This window comes from Acidimicrobiales bacterium (assembly GCA_025455885.1).
Taxonomy (GTDB): domain Bacteria; phylum Actinomycetota; class Acidimicrobiia; order Acidimicrobiales; family Acidimicrobilacustridaceae; genus Rhabdothermincola_A.
Genome location: JALOLR010000003.1, coordinates 183,790 through 199,092 on the forward strand (window position 1 = coordinate 183,790; position 15,303 = coordinate 199,092).

General features: G+C 72.6%; 13 protein-coding genes. All 13 read left to right on the forward strand.

Going from position 1 to position 15,303, the window contains the following annotated elements; genetic code table 11:
• Positions 1 to 39 precede the first annotated feature (39 nt).
• The 13 genes from MUE36_03915 to MUE36_03975 all read left to right on the forward strand — a co-directional run bounded on the left by MUE36_03915 (position 40) and on the right by MUE36_03975 (position 15,248).
• Complete coding sequence (locus MUE36_03915) at positions 40 to 1,263, forward strand: CoA transferase (protein MCU0310073.1); 1,224 nt, start codon at positions 40 to 42, stop codon at positions 1,261 to 1,263.
• A complete protein-coding gene (locus MUE36_03920) occupies positions 1,260 to 2,267 on the forward strand; it encodes an alpha/beta hydrolase (protein MCU0310074.1) in 1,008 nt (335 codons plus the stop codon). Before MUE36_03915 ends, MUE36_03920 begins: the two co-directional genes overlap by 4 nt.
• On the forward strand, positions 2,264 to 3,754 hold the full coding sequence (locus MUE36_03925) for a hypothetical protein (protein MCU0310075.1): 1,491 nt from the start codon (positions 2,264 to 2,266) through the stop codon (positions 3,752 to 3,754). Before MUE36_03920 ends, MUE36_03925 begins: the two co-directional genes overlap by 4 nt.
• 130 nt (positions 3,755 to 3,884) lie before the next feature.
• Complete coding sequence (locus MUE36_03930) at positions 3,885 to 5,093, forward strand: amidohydrolase (GenBank protein MCU0310076.1); 1,209 nt, start codon at positions 3,885 to 3,887, stop codon at positions 5,091 to 5,093.
• A gap of 109 nt (positions 5,094 to 5,202) precedes the next feature.
• Positions 5,203 to 5,874 carry a TMEM175 family protein gene (locus tag MUE36_03935; protein MCU0310077.1) on the forward strand — a complete coding sequence of 224 codons (672 nt, stop codon included), beginning with the start codon at positions 5,203 to 5,205 and terminating at the stop codon, positions 5,872 to 5,874.
• A 141-nt stretch (positions 5,875 to 6,015) separates the two neighbouring features.
• The gene (locus MUE36_03940; GenBank protein ID MCU0310078.1) at positions 6,016 to 7,002 is read left to right on the forward strand and encodes a glycine-rich protein; all 987 of its coding nucleotides are present in this window, start codon (positions 6,016 to 6,018) and stop codon (positions 7,000 to 7,002) included.
• Positions 7,003 to 7,149: 147 nt separating this feature from the next.
• Positions 7,150 to 7,947, forward strand: coding sequence for an SDR family oxidoreductase (locus MUE36_03945; GenBank protein MCU0310079.1), 798 nt, complete (start codon positions 7,150 to 7,152; stop codon positions 7,945 to 7,947).
• A 99-nt stretch (positions 7,948 to 8,046) separates the two neighbouring features.
• Positions 8,047 to 9,168, forward strand: a complete 1,122-nt coding sequence (locus MUE36_03950; GenBank protein ID MCU0310080.1) for a cupin domain-containing protein — start codon at positions 8,047 to 8,049, stop codon at positions 9,166 to 9,168.
• A 107-nt stretch (positions 9,169 to 9,275) separates the two neighbouring features.
• On the forward strand, positions 9,276 to 10,286 hold the full coding sequence (locus MUE36_03955; protein MCU0310081.1) for an LLM class F420-dependent oxidoreductase: 1,011 nt from the start codon (positions 9,276 to 9,278) through the stop codon (positions 10,284 to 10,286).
• Between the two features lie 13 nt (positions 10,287 to 10,299).
• A complete protein-coding gene (locus tag MUE36_03960) occupies positions 10,300 to 11,079 on the forward strand; it encodes an enoyl-CoA hydratase-related protein (GenBank protein ID MCU0310082.1) in 780 nt (259 codons plus the stop codon).
• Between the two features lie 78 nt (positions 11,080 to 11,157).
• Positions 11,158 to 12,759 carry an acyl-CoA synthetase gene (locus MUE36_03965; GenBank protein ID MCU0310083.1) on the forward strand — a complete coding sequence of 534 codons (1,602 nt, stop codon included), beginning with the start codon at positions 11,158 to 11,160 and terminating at the stop codon, positions 12,757 to 12,759.
• Complete coding sequence (locus tag MUE36_03970) at positions 12,756 to 14,501, forward strand: alpha/beta-hydrolase family protein (protein MCU0310084.1); 1,746 nt, start codon at positions 12,756 to 12,758, stop codon at positions 14,499 to 14,501. The genes MUE36_03965 and MUE36_03970 overlap by 4 nt, the downstream gene beginning before the upstream one ends.
• 66 nt (positions 14,502 to 14,567) lie before the next feature.
• Entirely contained in the window at positions 14,568 to 15,248 is a 681-nt protein-coding gene (locus MUE36_03975) for a CPBP family intramembrane metalloprotease (protein ID MCU0310085.1), read from the forward strand.
• Positions 15,249 to 15,303 lie beyond the last annotated feature (55 nt).

The following is a 15,303-nucleotide window of genomic DNA, read 5'->3' on the forward strand; positions in this document are numbered from 1 at the left end:
TCTCCGACCGGGGCCAGGGGGTCCCGGGAGAGGAGCACGGTGTCGGGTCCACTCGAAGGCGTGAAGGTCGTGGAGCTGGGGATGTGGGTCGCCGGGCCGGCCTGCGCCGGCATCCTGGCCGACTGGGGTGCGGACGTGGTGAAGCTCGAGCCGCCCGTCGGTGGCGACCCGGCCCGCACCTACCAGCGGCTCTTCGGCGAGGAGATGCCCGACAACCCCGTCTTCGAGATGGACAACCGGGCCAAGCGCAGCGTCGCCGTCGACCTGCGCACACAAGAGGGGCGCGACGTGGCCCTCGAGCTGCTCGACACCGCCGACGTGTTCGTGACGAACCTGCGGACCTCGGCACTCGAGCGCTTCGGCCTCGATCCGACAGCCGTCCTGGCCCGGTGTCCCCGTCTCGTGTACCAGCTCATCACCGGCTACGGGATGGACGGCGCCGACGCCGGCCGACCGGCCTACGACATCGGGGGGTTCTGGGCCCGGTCCGGCGTGGCCGACCTGCTGCGCACCCCCGACGGTCCGCTGCCGTTCCAGCGGGGCGGGATGGGTGACCACCCCACCGGCAGCTCGGCGGCAGGTGCGGTGTGCGCCGCGCTCTTCGCCCGCGAGCGCACCGGGGAGGGCCAGCTGGTGTCCACCTCGTTGGTCCGCCAGGGCGCCTACACCGTGGGCTTCGACCTCTCCATCACCCTCGGCTGGGGCGCTCACATCGGCATCGGTCGCCGCGAGACGATGGGCAACCCGGCCATGAACAACTACACCGCCGGGGACGGCCGGGCGTTCTGGCTCATCGGCCAGGAGGCCGAGCGCCACTGGCCTCCGCTGGCCCGCGTCGTCGGCCATCCCGAGTGGCTCTCCGACGAGCGCTTCTCGACCGCCGTGGGGCGCCGCCAGAACGCCGCGGAGCTCATCGGTCTGCTCGACGAGGTCTTCGCCACCCGGACCCTCGACGAGTGGGCCGAGGCCTTCGACACCGAGCCGGACATGTTCTGGGCGCCGGTGAACACCATCGACGACGTGCTCGTCGACCCCCAGATGCACGCCGCCGGCACGTTCGTGGAGGTCCCCGAGCGCGACGGTGGGGCGCTCCGGGTGGCCAGCCCGTCGGACTTCTACGGCACCCCGTGGGCTCCCCGCGGGCCCGCCCCGCTCCTCGGCGAGCACACCCGCGAGGTGCTCGCCGAGCTCGGGCGCGATCCCGCCTCGGTCGACGCGTTGGCGGCGGCCGGCGTCGTGTCCCTGGCCGAGGTCGACCGGTGACCGTCACCGGCTACGACCCCCGCCTGCGCCCGGCGCAGCCCGCCACGCCGCCCGCCGACGCCTTCGACGTCCACCGTGCCGAGGTGGCCGACGGCCTCGAGCTGGCCTACGTGCGCGAGGGCGTGGGCGGGTACCCCTTGCTGCTCGTGCACGGCTACCCCGAGACCAAGCGGATCTGGTGGCGCAACATCGAACCGCTGGCGGCGGCCGGGTTCGAGGTGATCGTCCCCGATCTGCGGGGCCACGGCGACTCGGACCTCTCCGTCGACGACACCTACGACATCGTCACCTACTCGCGTGATCTGCGGACGCTCGTCCACGACGTGCTCGGCCACGACGCCTACGGCATCGCCGCCGGCGACGTCGGCGGGGTGGTCGCCGTCGACATGGCGCTGCGCTTCGACGGCGACGTGGACGGTCTGTGCTTCTTCGACACCGTCCCGCCGATGCTGATCGACGAGTTCGTGGCCGCCGGGATCGACATCGGGTCGATCACCGCCATCGGCGACGGGCCCACCGGCGACTACCGGCGCCGACAGGGCCAGGCCCCCGACGAGCTGGCCGCCGAGCTGTCCTCGCCCGAGGCCCGGCGCAGCTGGGTGGCGGCCATGTACGGGCCGCGGCTGTGGGCCTCGCCGGGGACCTTCTCCGACGACGACATCGCCTTCCACACCGAGCCGTGGGCCGAGGAAGCCCGCCTGCGAGCCGGGTGGGCCGTCTACCAGCTCGGCCACGGCCGGGGGATGGCCGAGGCGCCCCTCCTCGGCCAGGCCGTCGACATCCCGACGCTGCTGCTCTACGGCGCGGACGACCACGTCGTCGGCGCGGACTTCCTCCACTGCTGCGAGGTGGCGTTCACCGACCGGGTCGGTCCCCTCGTCCTGCCCGGCGCCGGCCACTTCCTGCAGTGGGAGCGGGCCGACCTGTTCAACCCGACGGTGACCATGTTCTTCGCGGGCCTGGCCGCCCGGGCCGGACGTCCCTGGCCGGGGGCGGGCCGGTGACCCTCGATCCGTCGACCCCCGTGGTGGTCGCCGCGGCGGCGGTGACCCGACACCCCGGCGACGGCTTCGAGGCCTCGTCGGCCACGGCGCTGATGCTCGACGCCACCCGGGCCGCTCTGGCCGGCACGGGCGCGGCCCGTGAGTTGGGGGCGGCGATCGGCGAGGTACTGGTCCCTCACGGCACCTGGCCCGAGTCCGACCCTGGGCGGGCGGTGGCCGCGGCGGTCGGGGCGCCGCAGGCGCGGTCGGTGATGGGGGAGCTGGGGGTGTTGCAGCACTCGCTGATGGCTCGCGCCGCCCGTGCGGTGGCCGAGGGCTCGGTGCAGGCGGCCCTGGTGACGGGTGGCGAGAACCGCTGGTCGGGCGTGGTGGCCGCGAAGTCGGCGACGCCGGTACCGGAGCCTCCGCCGCTCGCCCTGGCGACGGACCCCGACGACGTGCTGCGCCCGACCGACATGGTCGTCAACGCCGTCGAGGTCGAACGCGACCTCACCACCGCCGCCCACCAGTACGCGATCATCGAGAGCTGTCTGCGCCACCACGCCGACCACGGGGCGGACGAGCACCAGGCGTTCCTCGGTCGGCTGTGGGAGCGCTTCGCGGCGATCGCCGCCGCCACCCCCTCGGCCTGGGACCGTCGCGGGTTGTCCGCCGCGGAGATCACCGAGGTGTCCGACACCAATCGGCTGATCGCCGCGCCCTACCCGAAGTGGATGGTCTCGCAGTGGAACGTCGACCAGGCGGCGGCGCTGGTGTTCACCACCGTCGCCGTCGCCGAGCGCCTCGGCGTACCACGGGAGCAGTGGGTCTTCCCCCTGGCGATGGTCGAGTCCAACCTGGTCGTCCCGCTCTCCGAGCGCGCCGAGCCGCACCGGTGGCCGGCCATGGGCATCTGCGGCGAACGGGCCCTCGGGCTCGCCGGCCGGTCCCTCGCCGACGTCGGGCCGGTCGACCTCTACTCGTGCTTCCCGGCCGCCGTGCAGGTCACCGCCGCCGAGCTCGGCCTCGACCTCGATCGCGACCTCACCCTCACCGGCGGCATGACCTTCGGCGGCGGTCCCTACGACAACTACGTGCTCCAGGGGGCCGTGGCCATGGTCGAGCGCCTCCGCTCCGATCCCGTCGGCACCGTCGGCCTCACCACGGCCGTGAGCGGGCTGTTGACCAAGCCCGGAGTGACGGTCTGGTCCTCCGCGGACCCCGTCACCCCGTTCGTGGCCCACGACGTGTCCGAGGCGGCGGCCGAGGTGTCGCCGAGACGCCCGGTCGACCCCGACGCCACGGGCCCGGCCACCGTGGTGGGCTACACCGTCGTGCCCGGCCGGCCGGACGGTCTCACCGCCATCGCCGTCGTCGAGACCGACGACGGCCGGCGCAGCGTCGCCCGGTGCGCCGATCAGGCCGTCGCCACGCTCCTGCTGCGCGGCGACCACGTCGGCCACGCGGTGCGCCTCGTGGCCCCGGGGGAGTTCGTCCCCGGGCGTTGACGCCCCCTCGTCGGCGACCTTCGCCGGGGGAGGGGCTTTCCGGGCGCCGACGTCGCCTCGGCCGGCGAGGGGTGCCAAACTGACGGTCCGTCAGATCCCGGGGCCGCCGGGTGTGGACACGGAGGACGACATGGACATCCCTCGGATCATCTCGGTCGACGACCACGTCGTGGAGCCCCCGAACCTCTGGCAGGACCGTTTACCGGCGAAGTACCTTGACCGGGCCCCCCGGGTGGTGCGCGAGAAGGTGCGCATGAGCCTCGTCGGCGGCTACTCCTTCGAGACCGGCGTCGAGGACGGCGTCGAGTGCGACGTCTGGTACTACGACGACCTCAAGTACCCGTTCACCCGACTGTCGGCCGCCGTGGGCGCCGAGGTCGTGAAGAACGAGCCCACCACCTTCGACCAGATCCGCCTCGGTTGCTACGACCAGACCGCGCGGCTCGCCGACATGGACGCCAACCACGTCGAGGCCTCCATCTGCTTCCCCAACGTCCTCCCGCGCTTCTGCGGCCAGACCTTCCTCGAGCGCGACGACAAGGAGCTCGCCCTGCTCTGCGTGCAGGCCTACAACGACTGGATGATCGAGGAGTGGTGCGCCGGGGCGGGCAAGGACCGCCTCATCCCCCTCACCATGATCCCGCTGTGGGACGTCGACCTCGCCGTGGCCGAGGTGCTGCGCTGCGCGGAGCGGGGCAGCCACAACATCACGTTCTCCGAGAACCCCGTCCCCCTCGGCCTCCCGTCGGTGCACTCGGGCCACTGGGATCCGCTCTTCCGGGTGTGCGAGGAGACCGACACGGTCGTCAACATGCACATCGGCTCGTCGTCGAAGATGCCGTCGACCGCTCCCGACGCCCCCTTCATCATCAGCTCGACGCTGACCTTCCAGAACGCCATGGGGTCGGTGCTCGACTACACGTTCGCCGGCGTGTTCGACCGGTTCCCCGACCTGCGGGTGGCGTACAGCGAGGGCCAGGCCGGCTGGCTGCCCTACGTGCTCGAGCGGGCCGACAAGATCTGGGAGGAGCGGTTGCTCGACGACACCGGGTTCGGGTCGAAGCTCCCCAACCCGCCGTCGACCTACATGAAGAGCAACGTCTGGTACTGCATCTTCGACGACGAGACGGCCATGGCCAACCGCGACGTCATCGGCATCGACCGGCTCACCTTCGAGGTGGACTACCCCCACGCCGACTCGACCTTCCCGCACTCCAAGGACGTGGCCGAGCGCATCGCCGCCAAGGCCGGCCTCAACGACCACGAGATCCAGCGTTTCTTCCGCGCCAACGCCATCGACCTGTACCACCTCGACCGCTACCACGGCATCACCGAGTAGCGCCGGGCCCGGCCGGCCCGCCGTCGGGTGCACCCGAACGCGACCCGGGTTGCACCCTCCCCGGCGCGGCCCACCCGGGACACTCCTCCTCTGCGAGGAGGGAGGACGGATGCGCACCAAGTGGTCGACGAGCAGGACCGAGGCCTTCAGCGACGGCGTGCTGGCCATCGCCATCACCCTGCTCGTCCTCGAGCTGTCGGTCCCGGCCGAGGACTTCTCCAACCTCTGGCGGGGCATCGCCGCGCAGTGGCCCTCCTACCTCGCCTATGTCACCAGCTTCCTGACCATCGGGGGGATCTGGCTCGCCCACCACGGGATCTTCGCCCGGCTGGCCTTCGTCAATCGGCGTCTGGTCCAGTTGAACCTGCTGCTGTTGATGACCGTCAGCTTCCTGCCGTTCCCGACGAAGTTGGTGGCCGAATCGATCGTCGAACCCGATGCCGAGCGGGCCGCCGTCGTGTTCTACGGGCTCGTGCTGCTCGTGATCTCGGTGATCTCCGCGGCGATGTGGCGCGTCGTCGCCGCCGACCCGGAGCTCCTCGAGCCGGAGGTCGAACCCGAGGAGGTGAAGCTGCTCGCCCGCAACGCCGCGCCTCGTCTCGGGTTCTACGTCGTGGTGATCCTGCTGGCTGTCCTCGCACCCCAGGTGGCGGCGTTCGGCTACCTGGCCATCGCGTTGAGCGTGGTGTTGACCGCCCGGGGCGGTGACCCGGAGGCTGGCCTGCGACGCGAGTCCCCTCGTCGCCGCTGGCGGCGCGGCGGCGAGACACCGGCGGACTGACCTCCCCGTCGGACCTGCGCGGGAGAACGGTCGTCAGAGGGTCGATGCAGCGCCCCCGAGGAATCACCGCGCCGCTCGTTCCCTGGCCACTAGCCTTTCCCGCGTTCCACTGCAGTCGTCGCGCCTGAGAGAGGTCGTCACATGAGAGCGAAGAAGATCTGGTCGACAGGAGCTGCGTTGACGTTGGGGGTGAGCGGGCTCGTCCTCGCCGCCCCGGGCGTTGCCGGTGCCGAACCCGTCTCGGTGGACTTCGCCTTCACCGGCGTTGCAGAGGAGTGGGTGGTCCCCGACGGCATCTGCTCGGTCACCGTCGTCGCCGAGGGCGCGCAGGGCGGCGGCCCCGCGGAGTCCTCTGCGGTGACGGGTGGCCTCGGCGGCCGTACGACCGCGATCCTGACGGTCAGTCCGGGCGAGTCGTTGCTCGTCACCGTCGGCGGTGAGGGCGGCGAGTCCGACCTGAACACCGGGCCCGGGGCAGGAGGCTTCAACGGCGGGGCCGACGGCGGATTCCCCGCCCTCGACGGGAACGACGGTGGAGGGGGCGGTGGGGGCGCCACCGACGTCCGCCAGGGCGGTGACGGGCTCGACGCCCGGGTGGTGGTCGCCGGCGGCGGTGGCGGCGCCGGGGGTGACTTCGACGACGGAGCCGGCTCGGGTGGTGGTGGCGGCGGTCTCGAAGGTGTGGCCGGCTCCGACGGCACGAGCGGTGACAACGACGGCCAGGGCGGCGGCGGCGGGACCCAGGGCGCCGGCGGCGCCGGCGGCGTCCTTCCCCCTGGCTTCGGCCCCGGTGGTGACGGCACCTTCGGCATCGGCGGCGAGGGCGGCGGCGACGACGTCGAGAGCGCCAACGACGGTGGCGGCGGTGGGGGCGGCGGCTGGTACGGCGGTGGCGGTGGCGCCGGCGACGGCGACGAGGAAGGCGCGGCCGGTGGTGGTGGCGGCGGCTCCGGCTTCGGCCCGAGCGACGCCACGTTCGAGACCGCCGTGGTGAGCGGCGACGGCGCCCTGAGCATCACGTACGATCCCCAGGCCGGGGGCTGTGAGGACCCCGCCCCTCCGGCGCCCCCGACGACGCCGGCCCCGGCGGCACAGGCGACGGTGGCGACGCCCCGCTTCACCGGCTGAGCCCCGCAGCGTTCCGAACGAGAGCCCGACGAGTCGGAGGCCCGCTCAGAGCGGGCCTCCGGCGCGTCCCGGGCCGATGTCGTTGACCCGCTCAACTACTCTGCGGGAACCCGGGCCGTGGGGACCCGGACACGCGAGGGGGATCCCATGGGACGGTTGCAGGACAGGGTGGCGGTCATCACCGGCGCCGGGGACGGCATCGGCCACGGCATCGCCCGGCGCTTCGCCCGGGAGGGCGCCCGGGTCGTGGTCGCCGAGATCGACGACGTGAAGGGTGCGGCCGTCGCCGACGAGCTGACCGCCGAGTTCGGCGTCGACGCCGAGTTCCTGCACACCGACGCCACCCTCAAGCCGGACAACGAGGCCATGGTGGCCCTCGCCGTGGAACGGTGGGGCGCGATCGACATCCTCGTCAACAACGCCTGGGGTGGCGACCGTGCCGGCCTCAAGCGGGTCGACCAGATGCCCGACGACGCCATGGACCACGCCTGGCACATGAACGCCATGGGCCCGCTCTGGGCCATGCAGTCGGCGTTCCCGCACATGCGTGCCGCGGGCTACGGCCGGGTGATCAACATCTGCTCCCTGAACGGCGTGAACGCCCACATGGGATCGGTGCACTACAACGCCACCAAGGAGGCGCTGCGCACCATCACCCGCACTGCGGCGCGGGAGTGGGCGGCGTTCGGGATCACCGCCAACGTGATCTGCCCCGGGGCCAAGACCGCGGCGTTCAAGATGTTCGAGGAGATGGCGCCGGACGTGGCCCGCGAGTCGGAGGCCGCCAACCCCATGGGCCGCCTCGGCGACCCCGAGGACGACATCGCGCCGGTGGCCTTCTTCCTCGCCGGCGAGGACAGCCGGTACATCACCGGCAACACCCTCTTCGCCGACGGCGGCAGCCACATCAACGGCGCTGTCTGGGTGCCCGACCTGGGCGACTGACCCCGCTCGTCCGCACGACGTCCGGAGCGGATCGTGGGAAGGTCTCCGGGCCGACGAGCCCGAGGGGGGCCAGTGGGGGAGTTCGCCGTACGACGGGTGGTGACCGCGCTCGATGCGGACGGTCGATCGACGTTCGTCGCCGACGGACCGCCCCCGGGGCTGGTGACCGCGCCCGACGGCACCGGGGTGGCCAACCTCTGGGCCCTCACCGGATCGCCGGCCACGGTGCACGACGGTGCCGACGCCCTGGACGACGCCTTCACCCTCGAACCGCCCCCCGGCGGGGCGACCTGGAGGATCATCCGCCTCCCGGCCCCTGATCCGGCCCTGCCGGTCGAGGCCCAGTTCCTCGGCGTGGCCGGTGACGAAGCGGCGTCGGGTGGGCGGCGGGGCATGCACACCACTGACACCCTCGACCTGATGACCGTGCTCGACGGTCGGGTGGAGCTCGAGCTCGACGAGGGTCGGGTGCACCTGGGGCCCGGCGACGTCGTGGTGCAGCGGGGCACCGCCCACCGCTGGCGGGTCCTCGACGGACGTCCCACGACGTACTCGGTCGTGATGCTGCGGCCGTCACCGGGCACGTGGCCGGCCGCCGATCTGGCGCCGAGAGGCACGGTCGCACCAGCCGGCGTCGGACCCCGCCGGGTCGTGACCGGCCTCGACGCCGCGGGACACAGCGTCGTGGTCGTCGACGGCGAAGCGCCAGGCACCTTCGCCTTCGCAGGCGGAGCGATGGGCTACGGGGCGCTCTGGTCCACCGGCGGCCCGCTGCGATCCCCGCTCCAGGGAGGTGACCCCGTCAGGCCCTGGATCCAGCTCCGACCGCTCGGCGACGGGGTGTCGTTCGTCCACGTCGTCCTGCCCGGTGGCGCAGCCCGCGACGCGCTCGGGGAACGCCACCCCGACCTCGGTGCCCGCATGGCGGTCCTCGCGCCCGGCATGCGCACCACCGGCCACCACGATCCCGACGACCCGTCGCTGCACCGCACGGACACCATCGACCTCGGCGTGATCGTCGAGGGTCGGGTCGAGCTCGAGCTGCCGGACGGCGGGGCCGTGCTCCTCGGCCCGGGCGACACGGTGGTGCAGCGGGGCACCTGGCACCGGTGGCGCGCCGTCGGGGACGCTCCGGCCCGCTTCGTGTCGGTGATGATCGGCGTGCCGCCGGCACCCGGGGTGCCCAGGGCGGACACCTCGCCCGCACCCTCCCGGAACTGAGGGACGGGCCGATCTCGGGGAGGCACCGCTTGCCGACCGGTTGGTGCAGCGGCGAGGATCGGACACAGCATCGTGAGCGCCGCACCGGGCGCAGATGGGGAGTGGACATGAAGTTGGGACTGGTGTGGGGCTACTGGACGGCGCAGCCGCCCGACAACATCGTCGAGCTCACCCGCGAGGCCGAAGCGGTGGGCTTCGACTCGGTGTGGACCGCCGAGTCGTGGGGGTCCGACGCCTTCACCCCGCTGGCCTGGATCGCCGCCCACACCGAGCGAATCAAGCTCGGCACCGGGGTCGTGCAGCTCTCGGCCCGCACGCCGGTCGCGACGGCCATGGCCGCCATGACCCTCGACCACCTCTCCAACGGGCGCATGATGCTCGGCCTCGGCGTCTCGGGCCCCCAGGTCGTCGAGGGCTGGTACGGCCGCCCCGCCAACAAGCCGTTGGCCCGCACCCGTGAGTACGTCGAGATCATCCGCAAGGCGTTCCTGCGCGAGGGCCCACTCACCAACGACGGCGAGTTCTACCCGATGCCCTACAACGGACCCGAGTCCACCGGGCTCGGCAAGCCGCTCAAGATCATGACCCACCCGCTGCGCTCGCAGATCCCGATCTTCATCGGGGCCGAGGGCCCGAAGAACGTCACCCAGACCGCCCAGATCGCCGACGGGTGGCTGCCGCTCTACTACTCGCCGTACCGCCAGGAGGTCTACGCCGACCAGCTCGTCGACGCGGGCGACGACTTCCAGATCAACGCCCTCGTCACCTTCAACGTCACCGACGACGTGGCCACCGGGCTGTGGCCGGTCAAGGCGGCGCTCGGCTTCTACATCGGCGGCATGGGCGCCAAGGGCCAGAACTACCACACCAAGCTGATGGCCCGGATGGGCTACGAGGAGGAGGCGTACCGCATCCAGGACCTCTTCTTCGAGGGCAAGCGCGACGAGGCCATCGCCGCCGTGCCCGACGCCTTCGCCGACGAGATCTCCCTGGTGGGCCCGGCCGGTCGCATCAAGGAGCGCCTCGAGGCGTGGCGCGACAGCCCGGTGACCACCCTGATGATCGCCCCTCGCGGCCCGGACGCGCTGCGCCAGGCCGCCGAGCTCGTGAACGGCTGAGGGGCCGGTCGCCGTGCTGCAGATCCACGACACCGACCGGGTGCGGGTCCTCACCCTCGACCGCCCCGAGGCCCGCAACGCCTTCAACGAGGCGCTCTACGACGCCACCACCGACGCCCTCATCGACGCCGCCGCTGATCGCACCGTGGCGGTCGTGGTGATCACCGGCTCCGAAGGCGCCTTCTCGGCCGGCACCGACCTGTTGGAGATGGCGGCGCGGATGGGTGACGGCTTCGTCCCCGGCCGTCACGGCTTCCCGGGCATGATCGACCGGCTCGCCGAGTTCCCGAAGCCGCTGCTCCTCGCCGTCAACGGCCTCGGCCTCGGCATCGGCGCCACCATCGTGGGCTTCGCCGACCTGGTGTTCATGTCGACCGAGGCCCGCCTCAAGTGCCCGTTCACCAGCTTGGCGGTGGCGCCGGAGGCGGCCAGCAGCTTCACGTTCCCGCGCCTGCTCGGACGCCAGGCAGCCACCTGGGCGCTGCTCAGCTCCGAGTGGCTGTCCGCCGAGGAGTGCCACGAGATGGGCCTGGCCTGGAAGCTGTGCGAGCCCGACGAGCTGATGGAGGTCACCCTCCGCCACGCCCGCGTGCTGGCCGCCAAGCCCATCGACTCCCTGGTCATCTCGAAGGCGGCGATCGTGGCGCCGTTCCGTGCCGAGATCGAGGCCGCCCGGGCACGTGAGGACGCGGCGTTCGGCGAGCTCATGGGCGCGCCGGCGAACCTCGAGGCGCTGGCGGCCTTCGCCGAGAAGCGCGAGCCCGACTTCGCGGCCATCGACGCCGCCGACTGAGCGCGCTCGGCGCGTGCCGTAGCCTCTCGATCCGACGATCAGCCGACGCCTTTGCGCACCACCCGGGGAGCACCACCGATGTCCGACACCGCCGCACCGACGCGCACCTACAACCTGGGTGACCTGCTCGAGATCGTCGCAGCCAGCGTGCCCGACCGCCTGGCGCTCGTGGCCGGCGACGTCCGCTACACCTTCGCCGAGTTCGACCGGCGCACCAACCAGGTGGCCCGGATGCTGCTCGACCTCGGCCTCGAACCCGGGGCGAAGGTGGCGATCTACTCCTGGAACCGCGCCGAGTGGGCCGAGCTGTTCTTCGGGGCGGCCAAGGCGCGGGTCGTGCCGATCAACGTGAACTACCGCTACGTCGCACACGAGCTGGAGTACGTGCTGGAGAACTCCGACGCCGAGGTCGTCGTGTTCGAGCGGGGCTTCGCGCCGGTGATGGCCGAGGTGGCGCCGAAGCTCCCGAAGCTGACGACCACCCTCGTGCTCGAGGACGGCACCGATCACGACGCAGGGGCGGCCGGCAGCTACGAGGACCTGGTCTCGGCCCAGTCGGGGGAGGCCCTCGGCAACCAGCGCTCGAACGACGACCTGTACTTCCTCTACACCGGCGGCACCACGGGGATGCCGAAGGGTGTGATGTGGCGCCACGAGGACCTGTTCTTCGCGGCCCTCTCGTCGGGCCTCGGCCCGGACCCGGTCTCGAGCCCCGAGGAGATCGTCGAGCGATCCCTGCCCGAGGAGTTCGCCCGCCCCAGCCTCCTCATCGCCCCGCTCATGCACGGCGCCGCGCAGTGGGGCATGGGCAACATGATCTTCGCCGGCGCCGGTGTGGCCCTCTACACCGAGCACGGCCTCGACCCCCACGCCGTGTGGGAGCTCGCCGAGCGCGAGAAGTGCATGGGCATCACCCTCGTGGGCGACGCCATGGCTCGCCCGCTCGCCGACGCCCTCGCCGACGGGACCCGCACCTACGACCTCTCCGGCATGTTCCGCATCGGCTCCGGCGGCGGCGTGTTCTCCCCGGCGGTCCAGGACCAGCTCAAGGCCCTGATCCCCCACGTCGCCATCATGGACAGCTACGGCGCTTCGGAGACGGGCGCCGGGGGCATGAGCGCCGAGGGCGGTCCGCGCCGCTTCGTCGTCGGACCCGAGCTCAACGTGCTCGACGACGCGCTCGAGCCCGTCGGCCCCGGCGTCGTCGGCCTGCTGGCCCGCACCGGCCACATCCCCCTCGGGTACTACAAGGACGAGAAGAAGACCGCGGCGACCTTTCCCACCGATGCCGCCGGCAACCGCTGGTCGGTGCCCGGCGACTTCGCCACCATCGACGACGACGGGGTCGTGACCCTCCTCGGTCGGGGTTCGCAGTGCATCAACACCGGCGGCGAGAAGGTGTACCCCGAGGAGGTCGAGGAGGCGCTCAAGAGCCATCCCGGGGTGTTCGACGCGCTCGTCGTGGGGGTGCCGGACGAGCGCTGGGGGGAGCGCGTCGTGGCCGTGGTGGCGCCCAGGGGCGACGCGCGCCCGACGGTCGACGACCTGGCCGCTCATTGCGGTTCGACCATCGCCCGCTACAAGACCCCGAAGGCCGTCACCTTCGTCGAGGCCATCAAGCGCTCCCCGGCGGGCAAGGCCGACTACCGCTGGGCCAAGGAGACGGCGTCGGCGGGGTGACCGATCTCCCGCAGACCGCCGCCCGGTCCGCGCCCCAGGGCCCCGTCGAGGCGATCGCCGCGCCGCAGCGCTGGCGTGACGCCCTCCGGGCGCCGGTGGCCCCGGTCGCCTGCTGGCTGGGGCTGCTCGCCGGATGGGTGTCGGTGTTCCCCACCCTCCTGCCCCGCGCCGGCTGGGCCCAGGGTGTCATCACCGCGGTCTCGGTCTCGGTCTGGCTCGTCGTCGGCGCGGTCCTGGCGTGGGTGGCGCGGGTCGGCTGGGGGCTGGCCGGCCGTCCGGTCCCGACGGTGCTCCCGTACGGACGGCGGATCTTCGCCGCCGTCGCCGGCATCGTCGTGGTCGTCGCCCTCGGGGCGTGGGCGACCTGGCAGAACGAGCAGCGCCGGGGGATCGGGATGTCCACCATCTCGCCCGCGCAGATCCTGGTGGTCGTGGTCGTCGCCGCCCTCGTCGGTGCGGTGCTGTTCGTCGTCGGTCGCACGCTGGCGTGGGCGGTGCGCCGGCTGGACCGTCGCATCACGCGGTACGTCCCTCGATGGGCGGCCGTGGCGATCACCGTGGTGGTGGTCGTCGTCGGCGGGGTGGTCCTCACCCGCGACGTCGTCGCCCGCGAGCTGCTCGACCGGGTGAACGAGAGCTTCTCGACCTTCGACGACGAGACCCCGCCGGGCATCGCCCAACCGACGTCCCCGCTCCGCTCGGGCGGCCCCGGGTCGGAGGCGGCGTGGGACACCCTCGGGTACGAGGGCCGCAACTTCACCGGCGGCGGCCCCACCGTGGCCGACCTCCAGGCCTTCGCGGCCCCCGGGGTGACCGCCCAGGAGCCGATCCGCGTCTATGCCGGCCTGCAGTCGGCCGACGGGTTCGAGGCGCAGGCCCAGCTGGCCGTCGAGGAACTCGAGCGCACCGGCGCCTTCGACCGATCCGTGCTCGTCGTTGCCACCGTCACCGGCACGGGGTGGGTCGACCCGGTGTCGGCCGCCGCGGTGGAGTACCTCAACGCCGGCGACACCGCGATCGTCGCCTCCCAGTACTCCTACCTCCCGAGCTGGATCTCCTTCCTCGTCGACCTGGACAAGGCGGCCGAGTCGTCCGAGGCGCTCAATGACGCCGTCATCGCCCGGTGGTCGCAGCTCCCCGAGGACCAGCGGCCCCGGCTCGTCCAGTTCGGTCTGAGCCTCGGGTCCTACGGGTCGGAGGCGACGTTCGCCACCGGCGACGCCGAGTCGTCGATCGCCGCCGCCACGGCTGCCGTCGACGCCGTCCTCTGGGCGGGGCCGACGTTCGCCAACCCGATCTGGGGCAAGGTGCTCGACGAGCGCACCGGGGGGTCACCGGTGTGGGCCCCCGAGTTCGACTCGGTCACGCTCACCGGCACGCCCGGGGCGCCGCCGGCACCCGGTCGGCTGTCCGGCCGACCGGTCGTCTACGCCACCCACCCCACCGATCCGGTCACCTGGGCCAGCACGGCGAGCCTCACCGCCAAGCCGCCGTGGATGGACGCGCCCACCGGCATCGGTGTCCCGGAGCCGCTCCTGTGGGCGCCTGGGGTGACCCTGGTCCAGGAGGTCTTCGATCTCATGGCAGGTTTCAGCGCCGCCCCCGGTTACGGCCACAACTACGACCCGAACATGGCCGACGCATGGACGCTCGTGGCCGCCCCCGACGCGTGGTCGGCGGCTCGCACCGAGCAGCTCCGCACGGTCCTCTCGGCCTACGCCGAGGGCGCTTCCTCGAGCTGAGCCGGGGTGGCGGTCCGCGAACCGGTGGTAGGGCGGCGGGCGCGGGTCGCGGCCCGGGAGCGGCCCGTGGCGATCTTCGTGGTCACCGCCGTGGTCCTGGCGGTGTTCAACATCACGCGGGGGCTCGGCGCCTTCGGGTCGTTCGACGACCTCGCCGCCGTCGGTCTCCTCGTCGTGTTGGCGGTCGGCGCGTGGTGGACCGGCGCCACCCGCGACCAGCTCGGGCTGCGTCGGAGCGACGCCCGCACCGGTCTGGCGTGGGGAGCAGGTGCGTTCCTCCTCGTCCTCGTCGCGGTGGTGCTGGCGGCGATCGTGCCCGCCACGTCCGGCTTCCTCGACGACAGTCGGGCCGACGTCTCGCTGCCGACGATGGTGGTCGAGGTCGCGTTCGTCATCCTGGTGGCGACGGTGCTGCCCGAGGAGCTGGCCTTCCGGGGGATCCTCCTCGGCGTCGGCCGAGATGCCTGGGGGGCGTGGCGGGCGACGCTGGTCTCGTCGGCGCTGTTCGGGGTCTGGCACATCTCGCCGACGCTCGGCACGATGACCGCCAACGCTCAGCTCGCCGGGACCACCGAGTCCACCGGCGGTCAGGTGCTGGTCGTCGTCGGCTCGGTGGCCGTCACCTTCGTCGCCGGTCTGGTGTTCTGCTGGCTCCGGCTGCGGTCGCGAAGCCTGGTGGCGCCGGTGATCGCCCACCTGGCCACCAACGGTGTGGCATTCGTCGTTGCCTGGACCCTGCTGCGTTGACCCGGCCCGTCGCTCGAGGTGCGCCGTCGATGTGGAGGCGACCTCGTGGGTCGGC